Below are 25,948 nucleotides of genomic sequence, written 5' to 3'. Positions count from 1 at the left end.
GCTGCGGCCGCTGCTGCTGTCGTCGCTGGCGCTGCCGTCGCTGGCGGCCGCTGCTGCCGCGGTCGTCGTTGCGGTCAGATGCGGACGGGAGGCGCGTCCGCGCTGGTCGTCGGCGGTACGTGGTGCATGCCGTCGGCCAGCCAGACCGCGGTGATCACGCCGAGGACGCTGGCGGACGACGCCAGCCGACCGGCCAGGAGCATCGCACCGTGGTCGCCGTCCCCGAGGGTGCCGACCAGGAGCGCGACGACACCGACGAGCAGCGCCGCGCCCACGGCGACGAGCAGCAGCACCGTCACCAGCCGCCGCGGTCCCCGGCGTCCGTCGCGGTCGCCCCGGACCCCGCGGTCCACCTGCGGCCCCAGCGCCCGGACCAAGCCGAGCCAGAACAGTGCGACCGCGCAGGCGCCGATGATGTCGCTCACCCGGTGCCAGCCGTAGACGACGGTCTGGTTGGCGACGAACACCGCGTAGACAGCGCCCACGAGCAGCACCAGGGGGCGGAACCGACGGGGTGTGACCATCAGCACGGCGAACAGTGCCGCGAGGGCGATCGTCGCGTGTCCGGACGGGAACGAGTTCGGCGTCGTCGACTGGGCGATCTCCGGGCGCTCGGCGATACGCTTGAGCAACGTCGAGGTGGCCGCGGACGCCAGCACCACGAAACCCGCTCCGAGCCCCACGGCGAGCCGCCTGCGTGCGAACGCGACGGCGGCGATCACGACGACCAACAGCAGGATCACCGGCACCGAGATGACGTTGAGGGCGGTGTCCGACCCGAACAGGTCGGACTCGCGGACACCGCCGAGCGCGGCGTCCTCCACCCGCTGCCCCAACGGCGTCAACACGGCGACCGCGTAGACGGAAGGCACGATCACGAACCCCAGAGCCGCGAGCAGAGCCCACCGGAGCCTCCGGGAGACGCTCGGTCCACGCCCCTCGTCGAAGGACTCGGGAGCGGTGCGCGCCGGCGTCCGCGTCACGGGCATCGTCCTCCTCGGGGTCATGGTGGTCGGCCTCGTCATCCGTCTGCTGAGCGGGAAGCGATTCGGTCGCTCGGGGTCCGACACGATACCGTTGGGCGACTCGTCGGGAGCTGGGAACGCGGGCCTCCGCAGCAAGGCCACGGCCGTCCTGCAGCAGGTCTCCGGACAGCGTGACACAGGTCGGTCGAGCACCGGGACACGTGCCGCCGGTGGTGTGCGTGACCAGCGCGACGGCGGGCAGTCGTACAGCGCGATCGTCGCGCAGGAAGAGGAGACCCAAGTGGCCGTCAAGGAACCGAGCATCACCGCCTCGCCGAACCGCGCACTGGCGATGACCGCCGGCACGCTCTTCGCGATCTGGGGCATCCTGGGCTTCTTCTTCGCCCAGGACGGCGGCGGCGCGTTCTTCAGCCGCTCCGGTGGGTTCCTCTGGAACTCGTTCGGGCTGAACCCGGCGCTCTGCGGGCTGTGGACCATCCTCGCCGCGGCGTTCTTCATCGTGGGCCTCGGCAACACGATCGGGTCCCGCGCGGTGAACCTGGTGATCGGTGTCGTCCTGCTCGTGCTCGCCGTCTACGGGTTCGTGTTCTCGAACACCTCGGCGAACGTCTTCGCGCTGAACACCACTGACAACGTCTTCCACGCCATCGTCGCCGTCGTCCTGCTGCTCACCGCACTGAGCGCCGACAAGGAGAACCTCCGCGCACTGCGGGCAGCGGGCGCACGCGCCTGACCTGCTCCCCCTCGACGCCCGTCTGCCGCTCCGGCAGGCGGGCGTCGTCGTGCGTGCGGGGGGGGCGGTGCGTGCGGTGCGTAGCGGGGGGGCACTACCCGCCGCTCGCCGGCCCGCCGAAGTCGCACAACCCGCCGCCGGCCCGACGCCGAAGTCGCACGAACGGCCGCCGACCGCCCGCCCACGCGGCACTTCGTGCGACCTCGACAGACACGAGCGGCACGTCGTGCGACCCGGGGCGACGAGCACCGGACCGTCTCCCCCCCTCGCCGAAGTCGCACGACCGGCCGCCGGGCCACCGCCGAGGTCGCACGAACGGCCGCCGGCCGCCCGCCCAGCCGGCACATCGTGCGACCTCGACGGACACGAGCGGCACGTCGTGCGACCTCGGCAGGAGCAGGAGGGGTCGGTCGAGCGACGGCGGTCTGCGTCGGCGTCAGGCCTCGGGCTCGTCCGGGGCGTCGGCCGCGGGCTTCGGGGCCTCGAGCTGGGTCGCGACGACCCGGGGTGACTCGGACATGAAGCGGCGCACGTCGAGGTCCACGATGATGTCCGCTGGCCGCAACGGGCGCGTCAGGTACAGCCCGTCGAGGGACGTCAGCCGCGACAGCGCCACGTAGGTCTGCCCTGCACTGAACACCCGGTTGCCGAGGTCGACGACCGCACGGTCGTAGGTGCTGCCCTGCGACTTGTGGATCGTGACCGCCCAGGCCAGACGCAGGGGGAACTGCTGGAACTCCCCCACGGTGTCCTTCTTGAGTTCCTTCTTGTCCGGGTCGTAGGAGTACTTGAACTTCTCCCACACCGACGGCTGGACCTCGAAGTCCTCGCCGTCGACGCTGACCCACACGGTGTCGCGGATGCTCCGGACGATGCCGAGCGTGCCGTTCACCCAGCGCTGGTCCGGGTCGTTGCGCAGGAACATCACGTGCGCGCCGGGCTTCAGCTCGAGGGCCTCGTCCGCCGGGTAGTTCCGCCCGCCGAAGTCGCCGTTGACGTCGGCCTTGGCGGTCTTGAGCTTGCCCGGCAACCGTTCGAGCGCGGCCTTGTTGATGCGCGAGACGCTGTCGTTCCGGGTGGCGAGGGTGATCGCGTCGTCGGGCGCAGGTCTGGCCCCCGCCTCGTTGAGCTGCTGCGCCACGTCGGCGGTGACCCGACCGTGGCGGACGGCCGTGAGCATGGCGGCGAACGCGTCGTCCCGCTGCCGGTGCACGGTGGCGAGCTCGATGATGTGCAGCTGGGCCTCGAGCCACACCTTGGCGTCGAAGAACCACATGGACCGGTAGTGGTCGGTGAAGTACGCCCGCTCGTCACCGTCGCCCGGCACCGGGGGCAGCTGGTAAGGGTCGCCGAACATCACGACCTGCACGCCGCCGAACGGTTCGAACTGCCGCCCGCGGGCCTTGCGCAGCGAACGGTCCATCGCGTCGAGCAGGTCGGCGTTGACCATCGACACCTCGTCGATGACCAGGGTGTCGATGGTGTTGAGGAGCTTCCGGGTGTCCGGCCCCTGCCGCAGTTCGGCGTCCGCGATGAGGCCGATCGGCAGCCGGAACAGCGAGTGGATCGTCTGTCCGCCCACGTTCAACGCGGCGACGCCGGTCGGGGCGCAGATGACGACCTGCTTCTCGGTGTTCCAGGACAGGTGGTTGAGCAGCGTGGACTTGCCGGTGCCGGCGCGTCCGGTGATGAAGACGTGGTCGCGCGTCGACTCGATGTACTCGAAGACCGCCCGCTGTTCAGCGGAGAGCTCGACGCTCACCGGGCGCTCGATCCGGCGCTGACACCGCTCGCGATGCCGTCTTCGCCGACCGTCGCCCCGCTGCCGGCCGGGAGGCCCGTGGCAGCACTCCGCAGCCGCACGAGACCGACGGCGACGACCGCGACGACGACGAGCACGCCCGCGACGATCAGCACTGTGCCCGCGCGAGCCTGGTCGACCAGGGGATCCGGGCCCCACGTGCGGCCCATCGCTCCGAACCAGGACGCCTGCAGCAGCCCGAGCGGTCCCTGCATCGCGATCCCGAGCGAGACGGTGCCCGCGGCGACGACGACCGCACCCACGGCACGCACCAGGAACGCCGCGGTCGACGGACGGCGGGCGCCGAGGGCGATCGGGGTGAACAGTGTCGGCAGCGCCAGCAGGCCGACGAGCAGGAAGACGAGGTCGACCACCGTGCGACCCATCGCGTCGCTGACGGACCAGCGCAGCACGTCGGTGGCGTACAGCCCCCACCAGAGCCCTGCGAGCAGCAGGAACGCAGGGAACGGCTGGACCAGGTACCGCACGACGGCGTTGTCGACGAAGACCGTGGTCCACTCGGCGACCCCGGCGCTGTCGTCCGTGCGCCGGTGCACCGCGGCCCGGATGAGCTGCACGGGCGCCGCAGCCCACACCAGCGCCGGGACGACGAGCCCGAGCAGCACGTGCGCGCCGACGTTCGCGGACACCAGGTACCGGTCGTAGGTGTGCAACGAGCCCGAGGTCGCGACGACGAGCGCCACGATCCCGACGCCGGCGGCCACCGAGCGACGGACCGGCCAGGACCGCCCCTGTCGGGCCAGGCGCACGACCCCGGCGGCGTAGGCGGCGACCAGCAGCACGGCGGCCATCAGCCAGAAGAGGTCGATGTTCCAGTTCGTCAGCCAGCCCCAGGAACCCGGGGCGGCCGGCAGCGAGTCGTCGGTGAGGACCTCGGCCGGCGTCGGGTCACTGGTCTTGCTCAGCGCCAGCTGTCCGGCGGGGGTCGCGGTGCGGCCGAGTGCAGCGGCGAAGCCCGAGGCGACGCCCATCACGGCGAGCTCGACGACGATGAGCGTCCAGAACGGACGGGCCTTCGCGGGCGCCGCGGTCAGGGCGGAGATGACGCGCTTCCGGTGTACGGCACCGATGACGCCCATCGCGACGATCGCCCCGACCTTGACGAGCACGAGCACCCCGTAGGGGCTGCCGAGTTCCGCCCACGCACCGATCCGGATCTGCGCCGACACCACTCCAGAGACACTGACGAGCACGAAGCAACCCAGCGCGATGCTCGAGTACCGACCGACGACGGCGGCCAGGCGGGCCCCGGGGACGACGTCGCGGATGAGGACGAGCATCACCAGTCCGCCCACCCAGAGCGCGGCGCCGACCAGGTGCAGCCCGAGCGCGGTGACGGCGGCGTCGTGGCTGGCGGTACCGGCTGCGTGGCCCTGCTGCGTCAACGGCACGAGGCCGATCAGCGCGACGCCGGTCGTCAGCGCGACCATGCCGCGGGAGCGCACCGCGAAGCAGAGGACCGTGACCGCCGCGGCGACGAGCACGGTGGTGAGCCAGGCGAGCCCGAGGTCCGTGCCGGTGAGGAAGACGCCCATCGACTGCCCGAACTTGGCGTCCAGGCTGACCGCCCCGCCGGCGACGCTGAGGTACGTGAAGAAGGTCGTGACCGCCGAGGTCACCGTCCAGACACCGGCAGCGGCCGCGGCGACGTCGATCGCACGGTCCCATTCCGGCGCGGTGCGGGAGAGCCCGATCGTCGCGAGGGCGAGCCCACCGATGGCGGCTGCGGCGGACAGGTCGACGAGCATCCGCGCGATGGGGAGCCCGAAGCGGACGACGGCACCGGGGTCCGCGATCAGCGCGGCGTCGGCACCACCGCCGACGACGAGCGCCACGAGCAGGGACACGAACGCCGCGAGCAGCAGGACGCCGGGGCCGGCGATGCGCGCGATGCGGTTCACCCGTCAAGCCTAGGCGCTGGCAAGCGCGCCACCGCAACCGCGCGGGCCGACCTGTGGACAGCGCACGGGCCTCCCGGGAACGACGGAAGGGACGGCGCGGACGCCGTCCCTTCCGTGGAGCTGAGCGGTCTTACTTGACCGACGCCTTGAGCTTGCTGCCGGCGCTGACCTTGACCGAGTCGCTCGCGGCGATCTCGATGGCCTCACCCGTCTGCGGGTTGCGGCCGGTACGCGCGGCACGGTGGGTCTTCTCGAAGGCGATCCAGCCCGGGATCGTGACCTTGGTGTCGTCCGCGACGGACTTGCCGACGACGGCGAAGAGCGCGTCGACGACGCCGTTGACGGTGGCCTGGCTCTGGCCGGACTCGGCGGCGACGGCAGCGACGAGCTCGGTGCGGTTCAGTGACTTGTCAGCCATTGGATGTCCTCCTCGGACTTCTTGCGTATGGGTCGGACGCGGAACGTCCGGATGCTGCGGGACGGTTGCCCCGAGCGTGGGCCCGACCGGACCGAGGGCCCGGGGAACCGCTGATGAACCTACCAGCCGGTTCCGGGGTTTCCGGTCGACTCGCCCGGTTTTCCGGGCCTCCCGAGGGACAGGAGTGGCTGATGTGGCGGATGTGACGACCGTGGTGCTACCCGGAGTCGGCGGATGACGTCCCCCGGACAACGACGACGCCCCCACGACCTCGAGAGGTCGCGGGGGCGTCGGGGGGACTGGTGCTTACCAGGAGCTCTTCGTGATGCCGGGGAGCTCGCCACGGTGGGCCATGTCGCGGAAGCGGACACGGCTGATGCCGAACTCACCGAGGTGGCCACGGGGGCGACCGTCGATGGCGTCACGGTTGCGGTAGCGGACCGGCGACGCGTCGCGGGGCAGCTTCTGCAGGCCGACGCGGGCCGCTTCGCGGGACTCGTCAGTGCCGTTCGGGTCGACGAGGGCCTTCTTCAGCTCGAGGCGACGCTCGGCGTAGCGCTCGATGATGACGGCGCGCTGGTTGTTCTTCGCGATCTTGCTCTTCTTCGCCATGGCCTAGCGCTCCTCACGGAAGTCGACGTGCTTGCGGACCACCGGGTCGTACTTCTTCAGCACGAGACGGTCGGGGTTGTTCCGGCGGTTCTTCTTGGTCACGTAGGTGAACCCAGTGCCCGCAGTGGAACGGAGCTTGATGATCGGACGGATGTCCTGACCGCGCTTCGCCATCAGATCTTCTCCCCACGGGCGAGGATGCCCGCCACGACGGACTCGATACCGCGAGCATCGATCACCTTGATGCCCTTGGCGCTGACGTTGAGCGTCACGTTACGACGCAGCGACGGCACGTAGTAGGTCTTCTTCTGCACGTTCGGGTCGAAGCGACGCTTCGTCCGACGGTGCGAGTGCGAGATGTTGTGACCGAAGCCGGGAACGGCGCCGGTCACCTGGCACACTGCAGCCATGGTTTCCTCCTGATGAATACCGTGCAGCCGATCGGCTGCACCCAAGGTCACTTGCCTGGTGCACACGCGCTGGACAGTCGGCACCAGACGGATCGTCTGGGCGAGGAGCCCGGCGAGGGGGTGTGCGCACCGCCCAGACCGGCGGCGGTCCGGATCGACGAGGTCGACCTGGGTCAGCACATCCGGGCCAGGAGGCTCGGATCCGGTACCACGCGACCGCGGCGTTCGCGACGGTCGGAGGGCAGAACAACGGGTACTCCGCGCAGGCGCGGAGAACCAGCGGCCCACATTACGCGACGGCCGGGCGCGTCGCAAGCCGGGCCTCCCGACCGGGCGAGGCGCCGGAGGACGCGAGCCGGCAGCCGCGAGCCAGGAGCCGGGAGCGATGCCGGCGCTTCAGACCCCGTCGGTCGGGCGGGGCGCCAGCGCCTGCACGATCATCGCACCGAGCTCCTGCGGCGCCGTGAACATCGGCCAGTGCCCGGTGTGCAGCCCGACGATCTCGAGCTCCTCGGTCGCCACGAGCTCGGCGGCCCACACCTGGTGATCCGCGACCATGCCGGCCAGTTCGTCCGGAGCGATCTCGCACGTGATGACGGTCGCCGGGATCCGGTGCCGCGCGGGGTCGGCGTAGTGGAACCGGTCCGAGGTGACCCGCGCGGGTTCGGGGACCGCCCGCCGCTCGACGTCGGCGCGGATCTCCGGGGTCATGCCGCGGAGGGTCGCCGCCTCCCAGATGTCCCACGGCGGTAGCGGCACCTGTCCGTCGACCACCGGCAGTTCGTCGTTGACGCAGCCGCCGTCCGGTCCGGGGAAGGTGTCGGCGTAGACCAGGTGCCGGACCCGGTCCGGCCGCTGGTCGGCGGCCATGTACGCGATCGGACCAGCGCCGGAGTGGCCGACGAGCACGACGGGTTCCGGGGCGGAGTCGACCCGGGCGACCAGGTCGGCGACCTGCTCGTCGAGCGTCGACCCACGGCGGGTGACGGCGTCGACGGTGTGCCCCGCCGCTCGGAGGACCGGGACGACGTCGTCCCACGCGCTCGCGTCGAGCCAGAACCCGGGGACCAGGATCACGTGCATGTCGCGGAGACTACGCGCCACCTCGGACAGCGGCACGGGCGGTGCACTCGGCGCATTCGCCGAACACGTCGACGACGTGGCTGGCGTTCGAGAACCCGTTCGCGGCGGCGGTGGCGCGCGCCCACTCCTCGACCGGGTCGGCCTGGATCTCGACGGTCCGACCGCAGACGCGGCAGATCAGGTGGTGGTGGTGCTTGTCGGTGGTGCAGGCCCGGTAGAGGGACTCGCCGTCCTGCTGCAGCGAGTCGGCGTCGCCCTCGGTCGCCAGGTCGGAGAGCGCCCGGTAGACGGTCGCCAGGCCGATGGTGGAGCCGCCGTCCCGCAGGTGCGCGTGCAGCGACTGCGCGCTGACGAACCCCTCGGTCTCCGAGAGGGCCCCGCGCACCGCTTCGCGCTGCCAGGTGTTGCGTCGTGGCTTCTGGACGGCGTTCATGCTGCGACTCCTTGCTTCGGTGCGGTCGGGAGGCTCGTCCCGCCGTCGACGTGCTGCTCCCGCGCCGACACGCGGTCGCGTCCACGGCGCTCCTTCCGGGCGCCGAGCACCCGGCAGACGACCCAGATGAGGAACGAGATGGTGGTGACGTACGGGCTGATGGGCAGGCCGCCGCCGAGGGCCAGGAGGATCCCGCCGACGACCGAGGTCACGGCGAAGACGACGGAGAGCACCGGCACGAGGACCGGGTTCACGGTCACCCGCAGTGCGGCGGCGGCCGGGGTCACGAGCAGCGAGAGCACCAGCAGCGCTCCGACGATCTGCACCGACACCGCGGTGGCCAGTCCGAGCGCGAGCATGAACACCAGCCCGAGCGTCCGGACCGGGATGCCCGCGGCCGCGGCGACGTCGGGGTCCACCGAGGCGAACATCAGCGGACGCCAGATGACCACGAGGATGAGGACCACGACCGCGGCGATCGCGACGAGCATGCCGAGCTGCGGGTTGTCGACCGAGACGATCTGGCCGGTGAGCAGTCCGAACTTGTTCGCCGCCCGGCCCTTGTAGAGCGCCAGGCAGAGGATGCCGAGGCCCAGCCCGAACGGCATGAGCACGGCGATGATCGAGTTCCGGTCGCGGGCCCGGCTGCCGAGCAGGCCGATGAGCAGCGCCGCGACCAGGGACCCGACGACCGACCCGCTGACGACGTTGACGCCGAGGAGCAGCGACGCACTGGCCCCGGCGAACGACAGCTCGCTGATGCCGTGCACGGCGAACGGCATGTTCCGGGCGACGACGAACGGCCCGATCAGGCCGCCGACGACGCCGAGCACCGCCCCCGCGATGATCGAGTTGCGGACCAGGACGAGCAGCTCGCCGTAGTCCTGGAACGAGAAGACGGTCGACCAGATGTCCATCAGATCCGTCCTTCGTCCGGGGTGGTGGTGTGCGGACCGGGCTCGCAGTGGTGGTGCCCGTCGCCCGCGGTGTCGTGGGCGTCGCTCGCACCGACGATGACGATGCGGCCCATGGTCCGGACGACGTCGACGGGCGTGCCGTACAGGTCACTGAGGACGTCGGCGCGCAGGACCTCGTCGGGGGCGCCGATCCGGAAGCGTCCGCCGGCGATGTAGAGGACCCGGTCGACGACGTCGAGGATCGGGTTCACGTCGTGGGTGACGAAGAGCACCGCGGCGCCCTGCTGTCGACGCTGCCGGTCGATCAGCTCGGTCACGCCGCGCTGGTGCCGGAGGTCGAGCGAGATGAGGGGTTCGTCGCAGAGCAGCAGAGCGGGGTCGGCGGCGATGGCCTGTCCGACGCGGGTGCGCTGCTGCTCGCCGCCGGAGAGCTCGGCGACCGGGGCGTCGGCGAACGCGGTGGCGCCGACCTCGTCGACGATCCGGTCGATGCGCTCGCGTTCGGCACGGCGTTCCGGTCGGATGCCCCAGCGGTGCCCGGTGACGCCCTGCGCGATCATGTCGCGGGCGCGCAACGGGGTACCTGAGTCCATCAGCCGCTGCTGCGGGATGTAGCCGATCCTCCGGTGACCGCGACGGACCGGACGGCCGAGGAACGACATCGACCCGCTCGTCAGGCGCTGCTGGCCGAGGACGGTGCGGAGCAGCGAGGTCTTGCCGGCGCCGTTCGGCCCGAGCACGGCGACGAACTCGCCGGGCTGGACGTCGAGGTCGAGCCCGTCCCAGAGCCGACGGCTGCCGTAGGCGAGCCCGGCGTCCCGGAGCGCGAGCACGGCGGAGCCGCCACTGCGCTCGGCAGTGGCGGCTCGGTCCGGATCCTGGAGGGTCGTCGTCACTGCTTCAGTGCCGCCGTCACTGCGTCGATGTTCGCCTGCTGCCACGAGACGTAATCCTCCCCCTTCGGGAGCGTCTCCGTGACACCGACCACCGGGATGCCCGCCTTCTCGGCGGCCTTCTGGACCTGCTCGGTCTCGGCGCTGGAGGTCTGCTCGTTGACGGCCAGCAGCTTCGCCTCGCCGCTCGTGAAGAGCTTGAGGGTGTCGTTGAGTGCGGCCGGCGGCACGTCGTCGCCCTCCTCGATCGCCTCGGAGAAGGCCTCCGGCGTCACGTTGTCGAGGCCCATGGCGTCGAAGAGGTACCCGGGCACGGGCTCGGTGTACGCCACCTTCTCGCCGTCGACGGTCTTCTCGACCGAGGCGACCTGGGACTCGAGCTCCTGGAGCTTGCCGGTGAGGGTCTTCGCGTTCGCCTGGAAGGTGCTGGCGTCCGCGCTGTCGAGCTTGCTGAGCCGCTCGGAGACGTCCGCGACGAGCTTCACCATCGTCGGGTAGCTGTAGAACACGTGCTCGTTGAACTCGGTGTCGCCGGACTTCTGCAGGCCGGAGAGCTGCACGACGTTGATCGTCGGCGCCTTCGTGTCGGCAGCCTTGGACAGCGTCGTCATGAAGTCGTCGTAGCCGCCACCGTTCTCGATGAGCAGGTCGGCCTTGGAGACCGCGAGCTGCGTCTTCGCGCTCGACTCGAACGAGTGCGGGTCCTGCGACGGGTCCTCGAGGATGCTCGTGACGTCGACGTGGTCGCCGCCGATGCGCTCGACGATCGAGCCGTAGACGTTGGTCGATGCCACGACGCGGACCTTGCCGTCTCCGGAGTCGGACGAGGCGGGTGAGGTCGCGCACCCGGTCAGGGCGAGCGCGGCGGCGCCGACGACGAGCGGCAGGGCGAGGAGGCGGGGGTGCATGGTGACGACGCTAGCGCCACATGAGAACGATTGTCAAAACCGTTACCGACGGGACGACGGGAGGCCCGGTGCCAGCTGGCACCGGGCCTCCCGTCGTGCGTCCGGTCGCGTCGCGACGTGACTACGCCTTGGTGAGGTCGTCGACCGAGGCCGAGGCGATCTCGTCCTCCGGCTCGCGACCCGGCGTCCGCAGGTTCCACTTCTTGATGACGAAACTGAAGAGGAAGTAGTAGACCGCCGCGTACGCCAGGCCGATCGGGATGAGCCAGATCGCCCCCTTCGCCTTGCCGAAGTTCAGCACGTAGTCGATCGCGCCGGCCGAGAACGAGAAGCCGTCGTGGATGCCGAGCGCGTTCACCAGGGCCAGCGAGGTACCGGTGAGCACGGCGTGGATCACGTAGAGCGGCCAGGCCACGAACATGAACGAGTACTCGAGCGGCTCGGTGATGCCGGTGACGAAGGACGTCAGCGCGGCGGAGAGCATGATGCCACCGACGAGCTTGCGCTGCGAGGGGCGGGCGTTGCGCCAGATCGCCAGGGCACCGGCGGGCAGGGCGAACATCATGATCGGGAAGAAGCCGGTCTGGAAGATGCCGGCAGTGGGGTCGCCCGCCAGGAAGCGCGGGATGTCACCGGCGACGACACCGTTCGGGCCGTTGAAGCTGCCGAGCTGGAACCACGGGAAGAAGTTGAGCAGCTGGTGCAGGCCGACCGGGATGAGCATGCGGTTCGCGAACCCGAAGATCCCGCCACCGACGACCGGCTGCGACGTGACCTGCTCGCCGACCCAGGTCAGGCCGATGTCGAAGTAGCGGTAGACGAAGGACATCAGCACGGCGATGACCAGGCCGGCCGCCGCGGTGAGGATCGGCACCAGGCGGCGACCCGAGAAGAACCCGAGGAAGTCGGGCATCTTCGTGCGGTGGAACTTCTGCCAGAGCCCGGCGGCGACGAGGCCCATCACGATGCCGCCGAGGACGCCGAAGTTGATCGTCGCCTGGTCGCCGTTCGCGTCCTTCACGCCCGCCAGGACGATCGGCGACATGGTCTTGAAGACCTCGTACATGACCATGTAGCCGACGACCGCGGCCAGTGCCGTCGTGCCGTCCGACTTCTTGGCCCAGCCGATGGCGATGCCGACGGCGAAGAGCAGCGGCAGCCAGGTGAAGATCGCGTTGCCGGCGGAGCCGATGACGCTCGCACCGGTCTCGAAGCCCGGGATCGCACCGAGCAGGTCGGGCTGCCCGATCCGGTTGAGGATGCCCGCGGCCGGCATGACCGCGATCGGGAGCAGCAGGCTCCGGCCCAGCCGTTGGGCGTTCGCGAAGAAGCGGGACTGCTTCTTCGGCGTCTTCTTCTCCGGCACGTCCGTGGTGGCAGCGGTGCTCATCGGAGTTCCTCTCGTCATCGGGTGGAGCTGTTCGGGGTGAGTTGAGTCGCGTGGACGGCGCAGGTACCCTCGGCAGTGTCGCCAGGTCCGGTCCTGTCCGGTCATGACCAGTTCGTAGTGTCGATGACCGTGGACTGCATGTCAACCTGTGAGCGAACCCGTAACGAGGAGGAAACAGATGGCTGACATCAAGGCTGCCGACATCATCGCCGCACTCGGCGGAACCGACAACATCGACGAGGTCGAGGGCTGCATCACGCGCCTCCGCGTCGAGGTCGAGGACGGCGACCTCGTCGACAAGGACGCCCTCAAGGCCGCCGGCGCGCAGGCCGTCGTCGGTGGCGGCACCGGCTGGCAGGTCATCGTCGGCCCCATCGCCGACAACCTGGCGCAGGACATCCAGGACGAACTGTGACGGTCGTCCGCACGCCGTTCGCCGGGCCGGTCGTCGGGCTCTCGGACGTGCCGGACCCGGTGTTCGCCGAGCAGCTCGTCGGTGCGGGCGTCGCCGTCGACCCGACCGGCACCACCGGTGAGGTCACCGCGGTCGCCCCGGTCGACGGCACCATCGTCAAGCTGCACCCGCACGCGTTCGCCCTGCAGGGTGCCGCGGGCACCGACGTCCTGGTGCACGTCGGCATCGACACCGTGAAGCTCAAGGGCGAGGGGTTCACGCTCCTGGCGAAGGAGGGCGACATCGTCACCGCGGGCGACCCCGTCGTGCGGTTCAGCCCGGCGGCCATCACCGCTGCGGGCTACTCCCCCGTCGTCCCCGTCGTCGTGCTCGGCTCGACGCCGGACTCGGTCCCCCAGGACACCGTCGGCACCACCGTCGCCGAGGGTGACGCGCTCTTCGAGGTCTGAACGACCGACCAGCACGACGACCGGACGGGCCGGGAGCGAGCAGCTGCTCGCTCCCGGCCCGTCCGTCGTCAGACCCGTGCAGGGCGGGCAGCCGTGACCTCCATCTGCACCCGGTAGCGGTCCGAGCGGTACCAGCTGCGGGCGTGCTCGACCGCGCGCGGCCCGGAGTACGACACCCGGTCGAACTCGAGCAGCGGCGCCCCGGTCTTCGTGCCGAGCAGCGTCGCGACGTCGTCGGTGGCCGGGTTGGCGGCCACGGTCTGCTGCGCCCGGTCGATCGGGTGCCCGTAGACCTGGTCGGCGATCGAGTACATCGAGCCGGACAGGTCGTGGTCGAGCATGCCGGGGAACACGTCCGCGGCGAGCCAGGCGTCGTCGACGGACACCGGGGCACCGTCGGCCATCCGCAGGCGCTTGAGGTGCAGTGCGGTCTCGCCGTCCCCGAGGTGCAGGGCGGCGACCGTCGCGGCGGGCGGGACCCGTTCCTCCCGGACGAGCACGACCGTCGTCGGCACGTGCCCCATCGCGCGCATCTCCTCGGTGAACGAGGCCAGGTGCAGGGTCGACTGCATCGGACGGTTCGCGACGAAGGTGCCCTTGCCGCGGACGCGCTCGAGGTGACCCTCGTTGACCAGCTGGCCCAGGGCCTCCCGCACGGTGATGCGTGAGACGCCGTACTCGGCGATGAGCTGCCGCTCCGAGGGGATCGCGGCCCCCGGCGCCAGGCGGGTGGTGATCTGGTCGAGCAGGATCCGCCGCAGCTGCTGATGCTTCGGTTCAGCACCCTCGGTGATGCGGCTCGGCAAGCGGACTCCTCGTGTGGATCAGGTGGTCCTGTGCGGACATGACCAGTTCACCCACAGTACCGGCCGGGCCCGCGCGTGCAACCGCCCCGCGGGAGACCTGCAGCCGGCGGGTCAGGCGTTGGCGACGAGCCAGTCCAGCTGCGCCGGGGTCAGCGTCCGGTCGCTCCACGCCTGGCACTCGACACCCTCGGGCGCCGTGGTCCGGGTCGGTCCCTGCCAGACCTGCGTGAGGCCCGCCCGGGCGAGCACGCGTGCCGAGGCCGGGTTGTTCGTCAGCACCCGCGCGGTGACCGGCACGTCCGGCAGCAGGGCGTGGGCGGTGTCAACCGCGGCCCGGGCGACCTCGGTCGCGTAGCCGTGCCCGTGGTGCTCCGGAGCCAGGCGGTAGCCGAGGTTCCAGACGCCGCCGGCGGTGCGGTCGACGCCGCCGATGCCGAGGAAGACGCCGGAGTCCGCCGCCCGGATCGTCCACGAGCCGAGTCCGTGCCGGACACGGCCGCCGATCTTGCGCTGCACCAGGTCCTGCGTCTCGGCGCGCGAGGTGTGGCGTCCGGTCGGCAGGTGCGTCCAGGTCCGGGCGTCCGAGAAGAGCTCGTGGACCGCGTCGATGTCTGCGGGCGTCACGGGCGCGAGCACCAGGCGACCCGTCCGGATCTCCTGCTGCGGGACGAGCAGCTGGTGGACCATGTCTCGATCATCCTCCGCTCCGCCGACATCGACGTGAACGGCACACCAAGACCGCGCGACCCGGACCCTGGCGGACCCGAGACCGGACCCGGACCCGGGACCAGTTGCCGCGAACCGCGAACCACTCAGTCGAGCAGCAGCGCCGGCTCCTCGATGACCGAGGCGACGTCGTGCACGAAGCGCGAGGCCACGTCGCCGTCGACGACCCGGTGGTCGAACGAGGCGCCGATGGTGGTCACCATGCGCGAACGCACGTCCCCGTCGACGACCCACGGCTTCGGCTTGATCGTGCCCATGGCGACGATGGCGACCTGACCGGGGTTGAGGATCGGCGTGCCGGTGTCCATGCCGAAGACACCGATGTTCGTGACGGTGATCGTGCCGTCGGCCATCTGCGCGGGGCTCGTCTTGCCGTCACGGGCGGTGATGGTCATCTCCTCGAGGGCCTTCGCCAGCTCGAGCAGCGACATGTCCTGCGCGTCCTTGATGTTCGGCACGATCAGCCCACGCGGGGTCGCCGCCGCGATGCCCAGGTTCACGAAGTGGTGGACGATGATCTCGCGGTCGGTCCACGACGAGTTCACCGAGCGGTTCCGGCGCACGGCCCAGATCACGGCCTTCGCCATGATGAGGAGCGGGCTGACCTTGACCCCGGCGAACGTCGGCGACTCCTTGAGGCGCTTGACGAACTCCATCGTGCGCGTCGCGTCGACGTCCACGAAGAGCGACACGTGCGGCGCGGTGAACGCCGACGTGGTCATGGCGGTCGCGATGGCCTTGCGGACGCCCTTGACCGGGATGGTCTCCTGGCGGACGTCGCCCCACTCCGGGGTCTCGATGTTGCGGAAGACGCTGGCCTGCTGGGCGTGCCGGATGACGTCGTCACGCGTGACCTCGCCGGCCAGGCCGGTCGGCACGACGGTGGTCAGGTCGACGTCCAGGTCCTTCGCGAGCTTCCGGATCGGCGGCTTCGCCATCACCTGCAGCGCCGAGGCACTCGGCATCGATGGGCGCGCCGGACGACGTCCCTGCGCGGCGACGGCGTCGGCGGTGGTCGCCTCGCCCTCGTCGGTCTCGAAGGACAGGTCGACCTCACGACTGGAGGCGCGGCTCGCCTCGGCAGCGGCGGCGGCGGCCCGGCGGGCGCCCGGCTTCCGGCGGGAGGGCGCGGAGGTGGCGGAGCCGTAGCCGACGAGCACGGCGCCGGAGCCCTCGTCGGCGCCGACGACACCGGCGTCCACGGCGACCTGTGCCGGGGCGGGTGCCGCGGCGGCGGGTGCCGGAGCAGCCGCTGCCGCTGCCGGTGCGGGAGCGGGAGCGGCGGCGGCCGGAGCGGGCACGGGTGCCTGCGCTGCCGGGGCCGACGCTGCGGGAGTCGGGGCCGACGCTGCCGGGGGCTGGACGGCCGGAGCCGGGGCCTGCGCGACGGGAGCGGCGTCGGCGACGGGGGCCGTGCCTCCCGGCTGACCTGCGGCGGCCGAGTCCGACTCGACGCGGATGATCGGGCTGCCGACCTCGACGGTGTCACCCTCGGCCACGAGCAGACCGGTGACGGTGCCGGCGAACGGCGACGGCAGCTCGACGAGCGACTTCGCGGTCTCGATCTCGACGAGCACCTGGTCCACGGCGATCTCGTCACCGGGGGCGACTCGCCACTGGACGATCTCGGCCTCGGTCAGGCCCTCCCCCACGTCGGGCAGGGGGAATTCGGCGACGGCCACGTCGGCTCCTTCAGCAGGGTTCGGTCGTACGGGAGTGGTGCGGGTCAGTAGGCGAGGGCGCGGTCGACGGCCTCGAGGACGCGGTCGGCGTCGGGCAGGTGGAAGTGCTCGAGCTTCGACTGCGGGAACGGGATGTCGAACCCGGAGACCCGCAGCGGCGGCGCCTGCAGCGTGTAGAACGCCCGCTCGGCGACGGTCGCGGCGATCTCGCTGCCGACGCTGATGAAGCCCGAGTCCTCCTGCGCGATGACCAGGCGGCCGGTCTTGCGCACCGAGGCGAGCAGCGGCTCCCAGTCGATCGGCGAGATCGAGCGGAGGTCGACGACCTCGCAACTCGTGCCCTCGGCCTCGGCGATGTCGGCGGCCTGCATGAGCGTCGCGACCATCGCACCGTGACCGACGAGGGTGACCTCGGTGCCGGTGCGGGCGACGCGGGTCGTGTGCATCGGGACGTGCCCGTCGACCAGGTCGACCTGGCCCTTCGGCCAGTAGCGCGACTTCGGCTCGAAGAAGACGACCGGGTCCTTCGACGCGATGGCCTCCTGGATCATCCAGTAGGCGTCGTTGGGCGTGCTCGGGCTGACCACGCGGAGACCGGGGGTGTGCGCGAAGTACGTCTCCGGGCTCTCCTGGTGGTGCTCGATCGCGCCGATGTGCCCGCCGTAGGGGATGCGGATGACGATCGGCAGCGACATGTGCGCCGGCAGCCGGTTCGCCATCTTCGCCAGCTGCGAGGTGATCTGGTTGAACGCCGGCCAGACGAAGCCGTCGAACTGGATCTCGATGACCGGTCGGTAGCCCCGGAGCGCCAGGCCGATCGCGGTGCCGACGATGCCGGACTCGGCGAGCGGGGTGTCCCGGACGCGGTCGGCGCCGAAGCGGTCCTGCAGGCCCTCGGTGATGCGGAAGACGCCGCCGAGACGGCCGATGTCCTCGCCCATCAGCAGGACCTTGTCGTCGGACTCCATCGCCTTCGCCAGGCCGGCGTTCAGCGCCTTCGCCATCGGGAGGGTCGGGGTCGGGTCCTCGGGGACCTCGCCCGCACCGGGGTGCGAACGCAGCGTGTAGTCGAAGAGCTGCTCGGTGGTGCTCATGCGTGGGCTCCTGCGTCCTGGCCGGCCTCGTAGTCACGGAGCCACGCGCGCTGCTCGTCGATGCGCGGGTGCGGCTCGCGGTACACGTTGTCGAACATCGCCTCCATCGGCGGGTCCTGGAGGGCGCTCGTGCGGGTGCGGATGTCGGCGGCGATCTGCTCGCCCTCGGCGTCGAACTCGGCGAACTGGGCGTCGGTGACGCCCTTGCTGCGGAGGTACGTCTCGGACCGGGTGATCGGGTCGCGGGCGACCCAGCCGGCGAGCTCGTCGTCGCCGCGGTAGCGGGTCGGGTCGTCCGAGCTGGTGTGCGCGCCGATGCGGTAGGTCTCGGCCTCGACGAACGCCGGCCCCTGACCGCTGCGGGCGTGGTCGGTCGCGACGAGGCTCGCCGCGTACGAGGCCAGCACGTCGTTGCCGTCGACCTTGATGCTCGGGATGCCGAAGCCGCGCGGGCGGTCGACGAGCGGCGTCGGGGACTGCACCGACACCGGCACCGAGATCGCCCAGTGGTTGTTCTGCAGGAAGAAGACGACCGGGGCCGAGTGCGACGCGGCGAACACGTACGCCTCGTTCACGTCGCCCTGGCTGGTCGCGCCGTCGCCGAAGTAGACGATCGAGCACTCGTCGACGTCCGGGTCGCCGGTGCCGACGACGCCGTCGAGCGCCTGGCCCATCGCGTAGCCGGTGGCGTGCAGGGTCTGGGCGCCGATGACGAGCGTGTAGATGTGCGTGTTGCCGCGGGCGTCCGGGTCCCAGTTGCCGTGGGCCTGACCGCGGAAGAGCGAGATGATCTCCATCGGCTCCACCCCGCGCTGCATCACGACGGCGTGCTCGCGGTACGACGGGAAGAGGTGGTCCTGGGGGCGGAGCGCGAAGGCGGAACCGACCTGCGCCGCCTCCTGCCCGTGGCTCGGCGCCCAGAGCCCGAGCTGACCGGTGCGCTGCAGGTTGCCGGCAGCGTGGTCGAAGCGTCGGGTGAGCACCATCTGGCGGTGCATGGCGAGCAGGGTCTCATCAGGGAGGGCCCGGGCGACGGCGGCGAGTTCGGCGTTCTCGTCGGTCTCCACGAACCGGCCCTCGGGATCGAGGAGCTGGACGGGGGTCGTCGCAGGAGCCGCGGCGCGGAACAACATGTTCGTCAGCGTACCGGCCGCTCAGGAGCCGTCGTTGTGAGACGTTCCACAACGGCACCTGCGGTTTCGAGGAGCTTTGCGACAGCCTCGTGCTCGCCGATCGAGATCCGGATGCCCTCCGGGGCGAACGCCCGGACGATCAGCCCGGCGTGCTCGAAGGCCTCGGCGGCGAACGCGGTGTGCTCCCCCGTCGGCAACCAGACGAAGTTGCCCTGCGCCTCCGGCACGTCCCACCCCTGTTCGAGCAGTCCGGCGCGGATCCGGTCCCGGCGCTCGGCCAGTTCGGCGACCCGTCCGAGCAGCTCGTCCTCGCGCTCGAGACTGGCCAGCGCGGCTGCCTGCCCCTGCGCCGTGACGGACAGCGGGATGGCGCACGCACGGACGGCGTCGAGGACGTATGCCGGTCCGAGCGCGTACCCGACACGGAGGCCCGCCAGACCGTAGGCCTTCGAGAACGTCCGGAGCACCACCAGGTTCGGGTACCGCTCGAGCAGCGCCGGACCCCGGACCGCGTCGACGTCGGTGACGAACTCGGCGTACGCCTCGTCCAGGACGACGAGCACCGAGGACGGCACCCGCGCCATGAAGGCCGCGAACTCGGCCCCGGTGACGATCGGCCCGGTCGGGTTGTTCGGCGTGCAGACCAGCACCATCCGGGTGCGCTCGGTGACCGCGTCGGCCATCGCGTCGAGGTCATGCCCACCGTCGGCACGGTTCGGCACCTGCACGCTGGTGGCGCCGGCGACCGTGACGACGCCCGGGTAGGCCTCGAAGGACCGCCAGGCGTAGACGACCTCGTCACCCGGGGCGCAGGTCGCCTTCGCCAGCTCGTGCAGGATCGCGACGCTGCCCGGGGCGACGTGCACCTCGTCGACGGTGGTGCCGAACCGGTTCGCGAGCACCGCACGGACCGCGAGCGCGGTGGCGTCGGGGTAGCGGTTGAACGCCGTCTGGGCCTGCACCGCCTCGACGACACCGGGCAGCGGCGGGAAGGGGTTCTCGTTGCTCGAGAGCTTGAGGGCGTCCGGAGCGGCCTGGCGTCCCTGCTTGTACGGCGGCAGGACGGCTATCTCGGGACGGATGTGCACGGTCTGCGCGGGCTGGTCGGTCACCGGCTCAGCGTACCGGCGGCCCGTTCGCGGGGAGGGCATGCATCATGGTGGCCATGCGGTTCCTCGTCCGGCTCATCGTCAACGCCGTCGCCCTCTGGCTCACCACCCTCATCGTGACCGGTGTCACCGTCGACTCCTTCGGGGACGGTGGTCCGGTCGAGACCGTCCTGACCTACCTGCTCGTGGCGCTGGTCTTCGGCATCGTGAACGCCGTGATCGGGACGCTGATCCGGATCGTGGCGTTCCCCGTCTACATCCTGACGCTCGGGCTGATCTCGTTCGTGGTGAACGCGGTCCTGCTGCTCATCGTCGCCGGGATCTCGACCGGACTGGGCTTCGGCCTGTCGGTGGAGTCCTTCGGCTGGGGCATCGTCGGGGCCTTCGTGCTGGCGGTCTTCGCCTGGCTCGTCGGCCTGGTCGCCCGTCCGGTCCTGGGTGGCCGCGGTCGCGCCTGACGGCCTGGCATCGCGTCCGGCCCCCGGCTGCGCCATGATGTCCCCATGACCATGGACGCCGGCGCCCCGTCGACCTTCCGTGTCTCCTTCGTCTGCAGCGGCAACATCTGCCGCTCCCCGATGGCCGAGATCGTCTTCGCGCAGATCGCCGCCGACGCCGGCATGGCCGACCGCTTCGTGGTCGAGTCCGCCGGCACCGGGGACTGGCACGTCGGGGAACCCGCCGACGAGCGCACGATCGCAGCGCTGGCGGCACGCGGATACGATGGCAGCAGGCATCGCGCCCGTCAGTTCGACCCGGACCGGTTCCCGGACCTCGACCTGGTGGTCGCACTCGACCGCTCCCACGAACGCATCCTGCGCTCGTGGGCCCCGACCATGGACGACGCCGCGAAGGTGACGCTCCTGTTGCGGTACGACGACGCCTGGCCTCAGCAGGCCGACGTGCCGGACCCGTACTACGCGGACCGACACGAGTTCGACCGGGTGCTCAGCACGGTCGAACGGGCCTGCCGGGCGCTCTTCCACCAGCTCGAGCCGGCAGTCCGCCAGGGAGCCCCATGACCCCCCTTCCCCCGCAGCCGATCAGCCCGCTCGACGGGCGCTACTACCCGATCGTGCACACGGTGGGCGAGCACCTGTCCGAGGCCGGGCTCAACCGTGCCCGGATCCGGGTCGAGGTCGAGTGGCTCGTGTTCCTCACCGACCACGCGATGTTCACCACCTCCCCGCTGTCCGTCGACGACAAGGCCGCGCTGCGTGCCCTGGTCGACGACTTCGGCCAGGACCAGATCGCGGAGCTCGCCGAGATCGAGGCCACCACCCGCCATGACGTGAAGGCGGTCGAGTACTTCGTCCGCCGCCGGCTCAGCGACCTGGGCCTCGACGCCGTCGCCGAGCTCACGCACTTCGCCGCCACCAGCGAGGACGTCAACAACCTCTCGTACGCGCTGACCGTCCGCGACGCCGTCGAGCACGTCTGGCTGCCGTCCGCACGCGCGGTCGTGGAGCGCCTTCGGGAGATGGCCACGAGCCTCCGCGCCGTGCCGATGCTCTCGCACACCCACGGCCAGCCCGCGACGCCGACCACCCTCGGCAAGGAGATCGCGGTCGTCGTCTACCGGCTCGAGCGGATCCTGTCGCAGGTCGAGCGCGGCGAGTACCTCGGCAAGTTCTCCGGCGCGACCGGCACCTTCTCCGCGCACCTGGCGGCGGACCCGGAGGCCGACTGGCCCGCGTTGTCGAAGGAGTTCGTCGAGGGCCTCGGCCTGACGTGGAACCCGCTGACGACGCAGATCGAGTCGCACGACTGGCAGGCCGAGCTCTACGACCGGGTCCGGCACGCGAACCGCGTCCTGCACAACCTGGCGACCGACGTGTGGACCTACATCTCGATGGGGTACTTCACGCAGATCCCGATCGCCGGCGCGACCGGGTCGTCGACGATGCCGCACAAGATCAACCCGATCCGGTTCGAGAACGCCGAGGCGAACCTCGAGATCTCGTCCGCGTTGTTCTCGACGCTGTCCGAGACCCTCGTCACGAGCCGTCTGCAGCGTGACCTGACCGACTCCACCACGCAGCGCAACATCGGCGTCGCGTTCGGGCACTCGCTGCTCGCGCTCGACAACCTACGCCGCGGCCTGGGCGAGATCGCGGTGAACGAGCCCCGCCTGGCCGAGGACCTCGACCGCAACTGGGAGGTCCTGGCCGAGGCGATCCAGACCGTCATCCGCGCCGAGGTCACCGCCGGGCAGTCGGACATCGAGGACCCCTACGCGATGCTCAAGGAGCTCACCCGGGGCAAGCGCATCGGGCGACAGGAGCTCGTGGCGTTCGTGAACGGGCTCGACGTCTCCGACGCCGCGAAGGCCCGGCTGACGAACCTCACCCCGGCGACCTACACGGGCCTGGCGGACGAGCTGGTCGACCACCTCGAGGTCTGAGCCGCGACGCGGCCGGACCACCAGGTGGTCCGGCCGATCGGGCTGACCAGGCCGGTCCGGCTGGCCAGGTCGGTCCGCTCAGGCGAGCCAGGCGGTGACCTTCCGCACCCAGCGGTGCCGGAAGGCCCGGGCCAGGGTCGTCTCGCCGCGGCAGAACCGGATGAAGTAGCCGCGGCCGAACGGCGTCTTCGAGATCAGGAAGTGGAAGCCGGCAGGGAACCGCGTGAACACGCGGAGCAGCTGCGCACCGGCGTCGATCTCGGGCACCAGCTCGGCGCGCACCTGTGACTCGTACCGGTCGAGCGCCGTGCGGTCACCGGCGGTGTACGCGGCGGCCGCCGTGCCGGCCCACTCCCCCGACCGCAGTGCGAACGAGATCCCCTCGCGCGTCCACGGCTCCAGGAGGCCCGCGGTCTCCCCCGCGAGCACGACCGTCCCGCGGCGGAGCGGGGAGTCGCTCGTGCGCCACTGCGTCAGGTGGCCGCTGCTGCGGTCCTGGTCGGTCGGGTGCAGGCCGAGGCGTTCGATCCAGTCGTCGAGGTAGCGACGGGTCTGGTCGGCGTGCCCCTTCTGCTCGATGACGCCGACGGTCAGGGTCTCGGTCTTCGGGAAGACCCACGCGTACGTGCCCGGGTGCGGGCCCCAGTCGAGGAGCACACCGGTGGCGGCGTCCTCCGGGCGGCGGGGGACCTCCACCTCGAGACCGAGGTCCGTGACGGCCATCACGGCACCGACGTGGCGGCCGACCCGGCCACCCGAGCCGTCGGCGCCGATCACGACGCGGGCGACGAGTTCGTCCCCGTCGGCCAGCGTCAGGCGGGTGTGACCGTCCTCGTCGCTGAGCGCGCGGACGTTGGCGCCGTCGCGGAAGACGACCCCGGCCTCCTTCGCGGCGTCGACGTTCGCTTGGTCGAACCGCTCACGGTCGACCATGGCGACGAAGGGGGCCTCGGTGCGCACCCGGGTCACCCGGCCCATCCGGTGCGAGAAACCGACCTCGGGCAGGTCCGCCTCGATCGTCGCCAGGGCACGGTCGTTGAGCCGCCGCCGGGACTGACCGATGATGCCGCCGCCGCAGGTCTTGTACCGCGGGAAGGTGGCTTTGTCGAGGAGCAGGACGCGGGCACCGCCGAGCGCCGCGTGTCGGGCGGCGGTGGCACCGGCGGGGCCGGCGCCGACGACCACGACGTCCCAGGGCTGTTCGGCGTTCGTGTCCTGCATGGGGACCGAGCTTACCGGCGCAGCCCCTGCCGACGGCGGGAACGGTTACGCTGACTGCGTCGGGAGTGCAGGCTGCCCCGCCGGGGCCAGGAGTGGGGAGCGGGATCCGTGTCCAGGGACGTGAACCGCGACACCGCCGTGCAGATCGTCGACGACCACGGGCTGCCGGGCGCGGTGTCGATGACCGCGATCCGCCGGCTGGTGCGCGAGGTGACCGGGCGTGAGGTCACCTACCGGCTCGTCCGCGGGCTGGCACACCAGGACGTGCACGGGCTCTGGGCCGGGTACGACGACGGCACCGCGGTCGTCTCCTACCCGCCGGCGCCCTCCGGCACCCAGCTCGTGGTGATCAACCACGAACACGGTCACATGCTCATCAGCCCGGACGGACCGTCGGAGTCCCGCGGCATCGACCCCCGGTTCGCGCGGTTCGTCGAGGACAAGGTCGACGGGTTCGTGCCGAGCGGTCGGCTCGTCCGCTCCGGCGAGACCCTGGAGCAGGAGTACACGCCCGACCTCGAGTTCCTCTACGGCCACACGGACTTCTCCGAGGACGAGGAACGCCTGGCGGAGCTCGTCGGTGTGGAGCTCAGCGTCCGGGTGATGCGGTACGCACGCGGCCGCGGCCGGGACGTCAAGTTCGGGCGGGTGTTCGGCGGATGAACGTGCTGGACGACTGGGTCTTCGTGGCGGGTGTGGTGACGGTGGTGTCCGTCGGGCTCGCCGCACTGTCGATGCTCTCCCCCAACGTGCGCCAGCCGCTGCCGGCGCACCCGGACGCCGCGGACCAGACCGGTCCCCGATCGATGCTCGTCCCCGGGGTGCTCGTCTGGGCGCTCGGCTGCACGCTGCAGGCCCCGTTCGTCTACCTGTGGGTGGACGGTCTGCTCGGCGGGCACAACGTCACGAACCTGCTCTACCGTTCCGCGGTCGTCGTCGCGCTCGGCTGCCTGCAGGTGATGGTCATCCGCGCCGAGCACGGCGAGCGCCGCCCGGTCCGCGAGCGTCTGACCTGGGGTCTGGTCCTGGTGGCCGTCGCCCTGCAGGTCGTCCTCTTCGCGATGAGCGACTGGGCCGTCTCGGACCCGTTCCTCGGTCGGTACACGGGTGAGCCGACGCGCGAGCTGTTCGCCGCGGTGCTGCCGGTCTGCGTCGGGCTGTACGGCGTGCAGGTCGCCGCGGTGGCGTTCCGGGGGCTGCCGCTGTACGGCGAGTGGACGACCCGCTGGGGCGTCTGGCTGATCGGCCTCGCCGCGCTCGTCGACCTCGCCTGGATCACCGAGAGCCTGGCCGCCGGAGCGGTGCGGCTGTTCGTCGACCGGGACTTCGCGATGTCGGGCATCGTCGACCCGCTGTGGGAGGTGGCCGTCGTGTCGATGGCCAGCCTGACCGCGGCCGGGGTCGTGTTCGCGGCCGCCCGCCCGGTCGTCGTGCCGGTCTGGCGTCGCCTGCTCCTGCTGGTGAGCCTGCCGATCACCGACCGCGCGATGGAGGCGCACCCCGAGTTCAGCGTGTACCCGCGGAGCGTCCGACGGCGGCATGCGTTCCGCAGCCGGGGCGAGGAGGCCGAGGTCGCGCTCTACCAGCGGTGGGCAGAGCTGGAGGACAACATCCGGCTGCGTCAGTTCCGGCCACGCGGGTACGAACGTGTGGTCATCCGCATGATGGGCGTCGCCGCGACGACCGGCGTCACCGACTCGCTGATCGAGGACCTCAGCCGACCCGACGATCTCGGCCGGCCAGACGACCTCAACCGGCCCGACGACGAGCACCCCGCACGAGACCCGGAACGGATCGAGTCCACCCCATGAGTCACGAGAAGCTCACCGCCGCGCAGCAGACCCAGCGCGCGGAGCTCGCCCGCAAGCTGCACCTGCTCTGCAGCACCGTCACCGCGCCCGACGGCGGCCCGGTGACGTACCCGAAGATCCGCGACTGGTTGGCGGACCGGGACGTCAAGCTCAGCCGCTCCCGGTGGGAGTACATGCGTCTGGGCAACCGGTACGTGGTCGACGACGAGCGACTGCTGCGGGCCGTCGCGGAGTACTTCGAGATCGACCCGTCGTACCTGACCGGGCCGGAGAGCCAGCTCACGGAGACGATCGACGCCGCACTGCGGTTCACGCTGGCGGAGCGGACCAGTCCGGTCAGCCTCTACGCGGCACGCACGCTCAACCAGGACGTGACGGCGGAGCACCTGGACCGCCTGACGGCGCTCCTGCGGGAGATCGAGGAGGCGCGCGGCCGGCCCTGAGCCGCCGATCGGCCCGTTCTGGGCACGGCCCCGGCGGACGGGCACGGTCGAGCTGGTGCCGTCGAGCGGGTGCCGTCGAGCGGTCACGGACGGGCACGGTCGAGCCGGGAGGGCGGGGCGGGCCGGTCGTCGCGTCGTTCGCGCGATCG

29 protein-coding genes are annotated in these 25,948 nt (G+C 71.2%); 9 read left to right on the top strand and 20 right to left on the bottom strand.

Annotated features, from left to right (window positions below; translation table 11 throughout):
* Positions 1–74: 74 nt before the first annotated feature.
* The gene (locus tag SOM35_RS15755) at positions 75–989 is read right to left on the bottom strand and encodes a phosphatase PAP2 family protein (protein WP_320516108.1); all 915 of its coding nucleotides are present in this window, start codon (positions 987–989) and stop codon (positions 75–77) included.
* On the opposite strand from SOM35_RS15755, the gene SOM35_RS15750 reads away from it, so the two are divergent.
* On the top strand, positions 961–1,719 hold the full coding sequence (locus SOM35_RS15750; protein WP_320516107.1) for a DUF4383 domain-containing protein: 759 nt from the start codon (positions 961–963) through the stop codon (positions 1,717–1,719). The genes SOM35_RS15755 and SOM35_RS15750 overlap by 29 nt on opposite strands.
* 436 nt (positions 1,720–2,155) lie before the next feature.
* On the opposite strand, the gene SOM35_RS15745 is transcribed toward SOM35_RS15750, so the two are convergent.
* From SOM35_RS15745 to SOM35_RS15690, 12 genes are all read right to left on the bottom strand, one after another.
* Positions 2,156–3,481 (bottom strand): ATP-dependent DNA helicase, encoded by a 1,326-nt coding sequence (locus SOM35_RS15745; RefSeq protein ID WP_320516106.1) that lies wholly within the window; start codon positions 3,479–3,481, stop codon positions 2,156–2,158.
* Complete coding sequence (locus tag SOM35_RS15740) at positions 3,478–5,442, bottom strand: bifunctional copper resistance protein CopD/cytochrome c oxidase assembly protein (RefSeq protein WP_320516105.1); 1,965 nt, start codon at positions 5,440–5,442, stop codon at positions 3,478–3,480. The genes SOM35_RS15745 and SOM35_RS15740 overlap by 4 nt, the downstream gene beginning before the upstream one ends.
* Before the next feature lie 130 nt (positions 5,443–5,572).
* Positions 5,573–5,860, bottom strand: coding sequence for an HU family DNA-binding protein (locus SOM35_RS15735; RefSeq protein WP_110823157.1), 288 nt, complete (start codon positions 5,858–5,860; stop codon positions 5,573–5,575).
* Between the two features lie 306 nt (positions 5,861–6,166).
* On the bottom strand, positions 6,167–6,472 hold the full coding sequence (gene rpsN, locus SOM35_RS15730) for a 30S ribosomal protein S14 (protein ID WP_110823155.1): 306 nt from the start codon (positions 6,470–6,472) through the stop codon (positions 6,167–6,169).
* 3 nt (positions 6,473–6,475) lie between these two features.
* Positions 6,476–6,646, bottom strand: a complete 171-nt coding sequence (gene rpmG / locus SOM35_RS15725) for a 50S ribosomal protein L33 (protein WP_110905119.1) — start codon at positions 6,644–6,646, stop codon at positions 6,476–6,478.
* Positions 6,646–6,882, bottom strand: a complete 237-nt coding sequence (rpmB, locus tag SOM35_RS15720) for a 50S ribosomal protein L28 (protein WP_110905118.1) — start codon at positions 6,880–6,882, stop codon at positions 6,646–6,648. Before rpmB ends, rpmG begins: the two co-directional genes overlap by 1 nt.
* A 396-nt stretch (positions 6,883–7,278) precedes the next feature.
* Positions 7,279–7,965 carry an alpha/beta fold hydrolase gene (locus tag SOM35_RS15715; protein WP_320516104.1) on the bottom strand — a complete coding sequence of 229 codons (687 nt, stop codon included), beginning with the start codon at positions 7,963–7,965 and terminating at the stop codon, positions 7,279–7,281.
* Between the two features lie 10 nt (positions 7,966–7,975).
* Positions 7,976–8,398, bottom strand: a complete 423-nt coding sequence (locus SOM35_RS15710) for a Fur family transcriptional regulator (RefSeq protein WP_110905116.1) — start codon at positions 8,396–8,398, stop codon at positions 7,976–7,978.
* Positions 8,395–9,315 carry a metal ABC transporter permease gene (locus SOM35_RS15705; protein WP_111076037.1) on the bottom strand — a complete coding sequence of 307 codons (921 nt, stop codon included), beginning with the start codon at positions 9,313–9,315 and terminating at the stop codon, positions 8,395–8,397. Before SOM35_RS15705 ends, SOM35_RS15710 begins: the two co-directional genes overlap by 4 nt.
* Positions 9,315–10,148: a metal ABC transporter ATP-binding protein gene (locus tag SOM35_RS15700; RefSeq protein WP_253468047.1), complete on the bottom strand. Its 834-nt coding sequence runs from the start codon at positions 10,146–10,148 to the stop codon at positions 9,315–9,317. Before SOM35_RS15700 ends, SOM35_RS15705 begins: the two co-directional genes overlap by 1 nt.
* Before the next feature lie 59 nt (positions 10,149–10,207).
* Positions 10,208–11,116, bottom strand: a complete 909-nt coding sequence (locus tag SOM35_RS15695; protein WP_320516103.1) for a metal ABC transporter solute-binding protein, Zn/Mn family — start codon at positions 11,114–11,116, stop codon at positions 10,208–10,210.
* A gap of 121 nt (positions 11,117–11,237) precedes the next feature.
* Positions 11,238–12,506: a PTS transporter subunit EIIC gene (locus SOM35_RS15690; RefSeq protein ID WP_320516102.1), complete on the bottom strand. Its 1,269-nt coding sequence runs from the start codon at positions 12,504–12,506 to the stop codon at positions 11,238–11,240.
* A 178-nt stretch (positions 12,507–12,684) separates the two neighbouring features.
* Here SOM35_RS15690 and SOM35_RS15685 point away from each other — a divergent pair, with 178 nt between their 5' ends.
* Both SOM35_RS15685 and SOM35_RS15680 read left to right on the top strand, forming a co-directional pair.
* Complete coding sequence (locus SOM35_RS15685; RefSeq protein ID WP_110823137.1) at positions 12,685–12,921, top strand: PTS sugar transporter subunit IIB; 237 nt, start codon at positions 12,685–12,687, stop codon at positions 12,919–12,921.
* Positions 12,918–13,370 carry a PTS sugar transporter subunit IIA gene (locus tag SOM35_RS15680; protein WP_320516101.1) on the top strand — a complete coding sequence of 151 codons (453 nt, stop codon included), beginning with the start codon at positions 12,918–12,920 and terminating at the stop codon, positions 13,368–13,370. Before SOM35_RS15685 ends, SOM35_RS15680 begins: the two co-directional genes overlap by 4 nt.
* A gap of 68 nt (positions 13,371–13,438) precedes the next feature.
* Here the strand turns inward: SOM35_RS15680 and SOM35_RS15675 are convergent, their stop codons facing one another.
* The 6 genes from SOM35_RS15675 to SOM35_RS15650 all read right to left on the bottom strand — a co-directional run bounded on the left by SOM35_RS15675 (position 13,439) and on the right by SOM35_RS15650 (position 19,923).
* Positions 13,439–14,176: a GntR family transcriptional regulator gene (locus SOM35_RS15675; protein ID WP_320516100.1), complete on the bottom strand. Its 738-nt coding sequence runs from the start codon at positions 14,174–14,176 to the stop codon at positions 13,439–13,441.
* A 111-nt stretch (positions 14,177–14,287) separates the two neighbouring features.
* Positions 14,288–14,863, bottom strand: a complete 576-nt coding sequence (locus SOM35_RS15670) for a GNAT family N-acetyltransferase (RefSeq protein ID WP_320516099.1) — start codon at positions 14,861–14,863, stop codon at positions 14,288–14,290.
* A gap of 125 nt (positions 14,864–14,988) precedes the next feature.
* The gene (locus tag SOM35_RS15665; RefSeq protein ID WP_320516098.1) at positions 14,989–16,584 is read right to left on the bottom strand and encodes a dihydrolipoamide acetyltransferase family protein; all 1,596 of its coding nucleotides are present in this window, start codon (positions 16,582–16,584) and stop codon (positions 14,989–14,991) included.
* A gap of 44 nt (positions 16,585–16,628) precedes the next feature.
* Entirely contained in the window at positions 16,629–17,588 is a 960-nt protein-coding gene (locus tag SOM35_RS15660) for an alpha-ketoacid dehydrogenase subunit beta (protein ID WP_253468045.1), read from the bottom strand.
* Between the two features lie 86 nt (positions 17,589–17,674).
* Complete coding sequence (locus tag SOM35_RS15655; RefSeq protein WP_320516097.1) at positions 17,675–18,811, bottom strand: thiamine pyrophosphate-dependent dehydrogenase E1 component subunit alpha; 1,137 nt, start codon at positions 18,809–18,811, stop codon at positions 17,675–17,677.
* Positions 18,812–18,816: 5 nt separating this feature from the next.
* Entirely contained in the window at positions 18,817–19,923 is a 1,107-nt protein-coding gene (locus SOM35_RS15650) for a histidinol-phosphate transaminase (RefSeq protein ID WP_320516096.1), read from the bottom strand.
* Positions 19,924–19,976: 53 nt separating this feature from the next.
* On the opposite strand from SOM35_RS15650, the gene SOM35_RS15645 reads away from it, so the two are divergent.
* From SOM35_RS15645 to purB, 3 genes are read left to right on the top strand one after another with little or no spacing between them, the layout of a single operon-like run.
* The gene (locus SOM35_RS15645) at positions 19,977–20,378 is read left to right on the top strand and encodes a phage holin family protein (RefSeq protein WP_221849873.1); all 402 of its coding nucleotides are present in this window, start codon (positions 19,977–19,979) and stop codon (positions 20,376–20,378) included.
* A 45-nt stretch (positions 20,379–20,423) separates the two neighbouring features.
* Positions 20,424–20,942 (top strand): low molecular weight protein-tyrosine-phosphatase, encoded by a 519-nt coding sequence (locus SOM35_RS15640; RefSeq protein WP_111076049.1) that lies wholly within the window; start codon positions 20,424–20,426, stop codon positions 20,940–20,942.
* A complete protein-coding gene (purB, locus tag SOM35_RS15635) occupies positions 20,939–22,324 on the top strand; it encodes an adenylosuccinate lyase (RefSeq protein WP_111076050.1) in 1,386 nt (461 codons plus the stop codon). The genes SOM35_RS15640 and purB overlap by 4 nt, the downstream gene beginning before the upstream one ends.
* 78 nt (positions 22,325–22,402) lie before the next feature.
* Here the strand turns inward: purB and SOM35_RS15630 are convergent, their stop codons facing one another.
* Entirely contained in the window at positions 22,403–23,545 is a 1,143-nt protein-coding gene (locus tag SOM35_RS15630) for a geranylgeranyl reductase family protein (RefSeq protein ID WP_320516095.1), read from the bottom strand.
* A gap of 108 nt (positions 23,546–23,653) precedes the next feature.
* Here SOM35_RS15630 and SOM35_RS15625 point away from each other — a divergent pair, with 108 nt between their 5' ends.
* Genes SOM35_RS15625 through SOM35_RS15615 form a run of 3 tightly spaced genes read left to right on the top strand, consistent with a single transcriptional unit; the run spans position 23,654 to position 25,799 of the window.
* The gene (locus SOM35_RS15625; RefSeq protein ID WP_221849871.1) at positions 23,654–24,208 is read left to right on the top strand and encodes a hypothetical protein; all 555 of its coding nucleotides are present in this window, start codon (positions 23,654–23,656) and stop codon (positions 24,206–24,208) included.
* A complete protein-coding gene (locus SOM35_RS15620) occupies positions 24,205–25,356 on the top strand; it encodes a hypothetical protein (protein WP_111076053.1) in 1,152 nt (383 codons plus the stop codon). Before SOM35_RS15625 ends, SOM35_RS15620 begins: the two co-directional genes overlap by 4 nt.
* Entirely contained in the window at positions 25,353–25,799 is a 447-nt protein-coding gene (locus tag SOM35_RS15615) for a hypothetical protein (RefSeq protein WP_111076054.1), read from the top strand. Before SOM35_RS15620 ends, SOM35_RS15615 begins: the two co-directional genes overlap by 4 nt.
* Positions 25,800–25,948: the final 149 nt, after the last annotated feature.

Origin of the sequence: Curtobacterium sp. CFBP9011 (genome assembly GCF_034045095.1) — a bacterium.
In the GTDB taxonomy this organism is placed as follows: Bacteria; Actinomycetota; Actinomycetes; order Actinomycetales; family Microbacteriaceae; genus Curtobacterium.
The sequence above is the reverse complement of the archived record's forward strand: the minus strand, read 5'-3'. Positions and strand labels throughout refer to the sequence as shown.

Bases quoted from the DNA above. Each gene is read 5' to 3' on its own strand.
- SOM35_RS15645 (WP_221849873.1), top strand. From the start codon at position 19,977: ATGCGGTTCCTCGTCCGGCTCATCGTCAACGCCGTCGCCCTCTGGCTC.
- SOM35_RS15640 (WP_111076049.1), top strand. From the start codon at position 20,424: ATGACCATGGACGCCGGCGCCCCGTCGACCTTCCGTGTCTCCTTCGTC.
- rpmG (WP_110905119.1), bottom strand. From the start codon at position 6,646: ATGGCGAAGCGCGGTCAGGACATCCGTCCGATCATCAAGCTCCGTTCC.
- SOM35_RS15705 (WP_111076037.1), bottom strand. From the start codon at position 9,315: ATGGACATCTGGTCGACCGTCTTCTCGTTCCAGGACTACGGCGAGCTG.
- rpmB (WP_110905118.1), bottom strand. From the start codon at position 6,882: ATGGCTGCAGTGTGCCAGGTGACCGGCGCCGTTCCCGGCTTCGGTCAC.
- purB (WP_111076050.1), top strand. From the start codon at position 20,939: ATGACCCCCCTTCCCCCGCAGCCGATCAGCCCGCTCGACGGGCGCTAC.
- SOM35_RS15735 (WP_110823157.1), bottom strand. From the start codon at position 5,860: ATGGCTGACAAGTCACTGAACCGCACCGAGCTCGTCGCTGCCGTCGCC.
- SOM35_RS15685 (WP_110823137.1), top strand. From the start codon at position 12,685: ATGGCTGACATCAAGGCTGCCGACATCATCGCCGCACTCGGCGGAACC.
- SOM35_RS15655 (WP_320516097.1), bottom strand. From the start codon at position 18,811: ATGTTGTTCCGCGCCGCGGCTCCTGCGACGACCCCCGTCCAGCTCCTC.
- SOM35_RS15630 (WP_320516095.1), bottom strand. From the start codon at position 23,545: ATGCAGGACACGAACGCCGAACAGCCCTGGGACGTCGTGGTCGTCGGC.
- SOM35_RS15715 (WP_320516104.1), bottom strand. From the start codon at position 7,965: ATGCACGTGATCCTGGTCCCCGGGTTCTGGCTCGACGCGAGCGCGTGG.
- SOM35_RS15670 (WP_320516099.1), bottom strand. From the start codon at position 14,863: ATGGTCCACCAGCTGCTCGTCCCGCAGCAGGAGATCCGGACGGGTCGC.
- SOM35_RS15660 (WP_253468045.1), bottom strand. From the start codon at position 17,588: ATGGCGAAGGCGCTGAACGCCGGCCTGGCGAAGGCGATGGAGTCCGAC.
- rpsN (WP_110823155.1), bottom strand. From the start codon at position 6,472: ATGGCGAAGAAGAGCAAGATCGCGAAGAACAACCAGCGCGCCGTCATC.
- SOM35_RS15755 (WP_320516108.1), bottom strand. From the start codon at position 989: ATGCCCGTGACGCGGACGCCGGCGCGCACCGCTCCCGAGTCCTTCGAC.
- SOM35_RS15615 (WP_111076054.1), top strand. From the start codon at position 25,353: ATGAGTCACGAGAAGCTCACCGCCGCGCAGCAGACCCAGCGCGCGGAG.
- SOM35_RS15710 (WP_110905116.1), bottom strand. From the start codon at position 8,398: ATGAACGCCGTCCAGAAGCCACGACGCAACACCTGGCAGCGCGAAGCG.
- SOM35_RS15620 (WP_111076053.1), top strand. From the start codon at position 24,205: ATGAACGTGCTGGACGACTGGGTCTTCGTGGCGGGTGTGGTGACGGTG.
- SOM35_RS15690 (WP_320516102.1), bottom strand. From the start codon at position 12,506: ATGAGCACCGCTGCCACCACGGACGTGCCGGAGAAGAAGACGCCGAAG.
- SOM35_RS15695 (WP_320516103.1), bottom strand. From the start codon at position 11,116: ATGCACCCCCGCCTCCTCGCCCTGCCGCTCGTCGTCGGCGCCGCCGCG.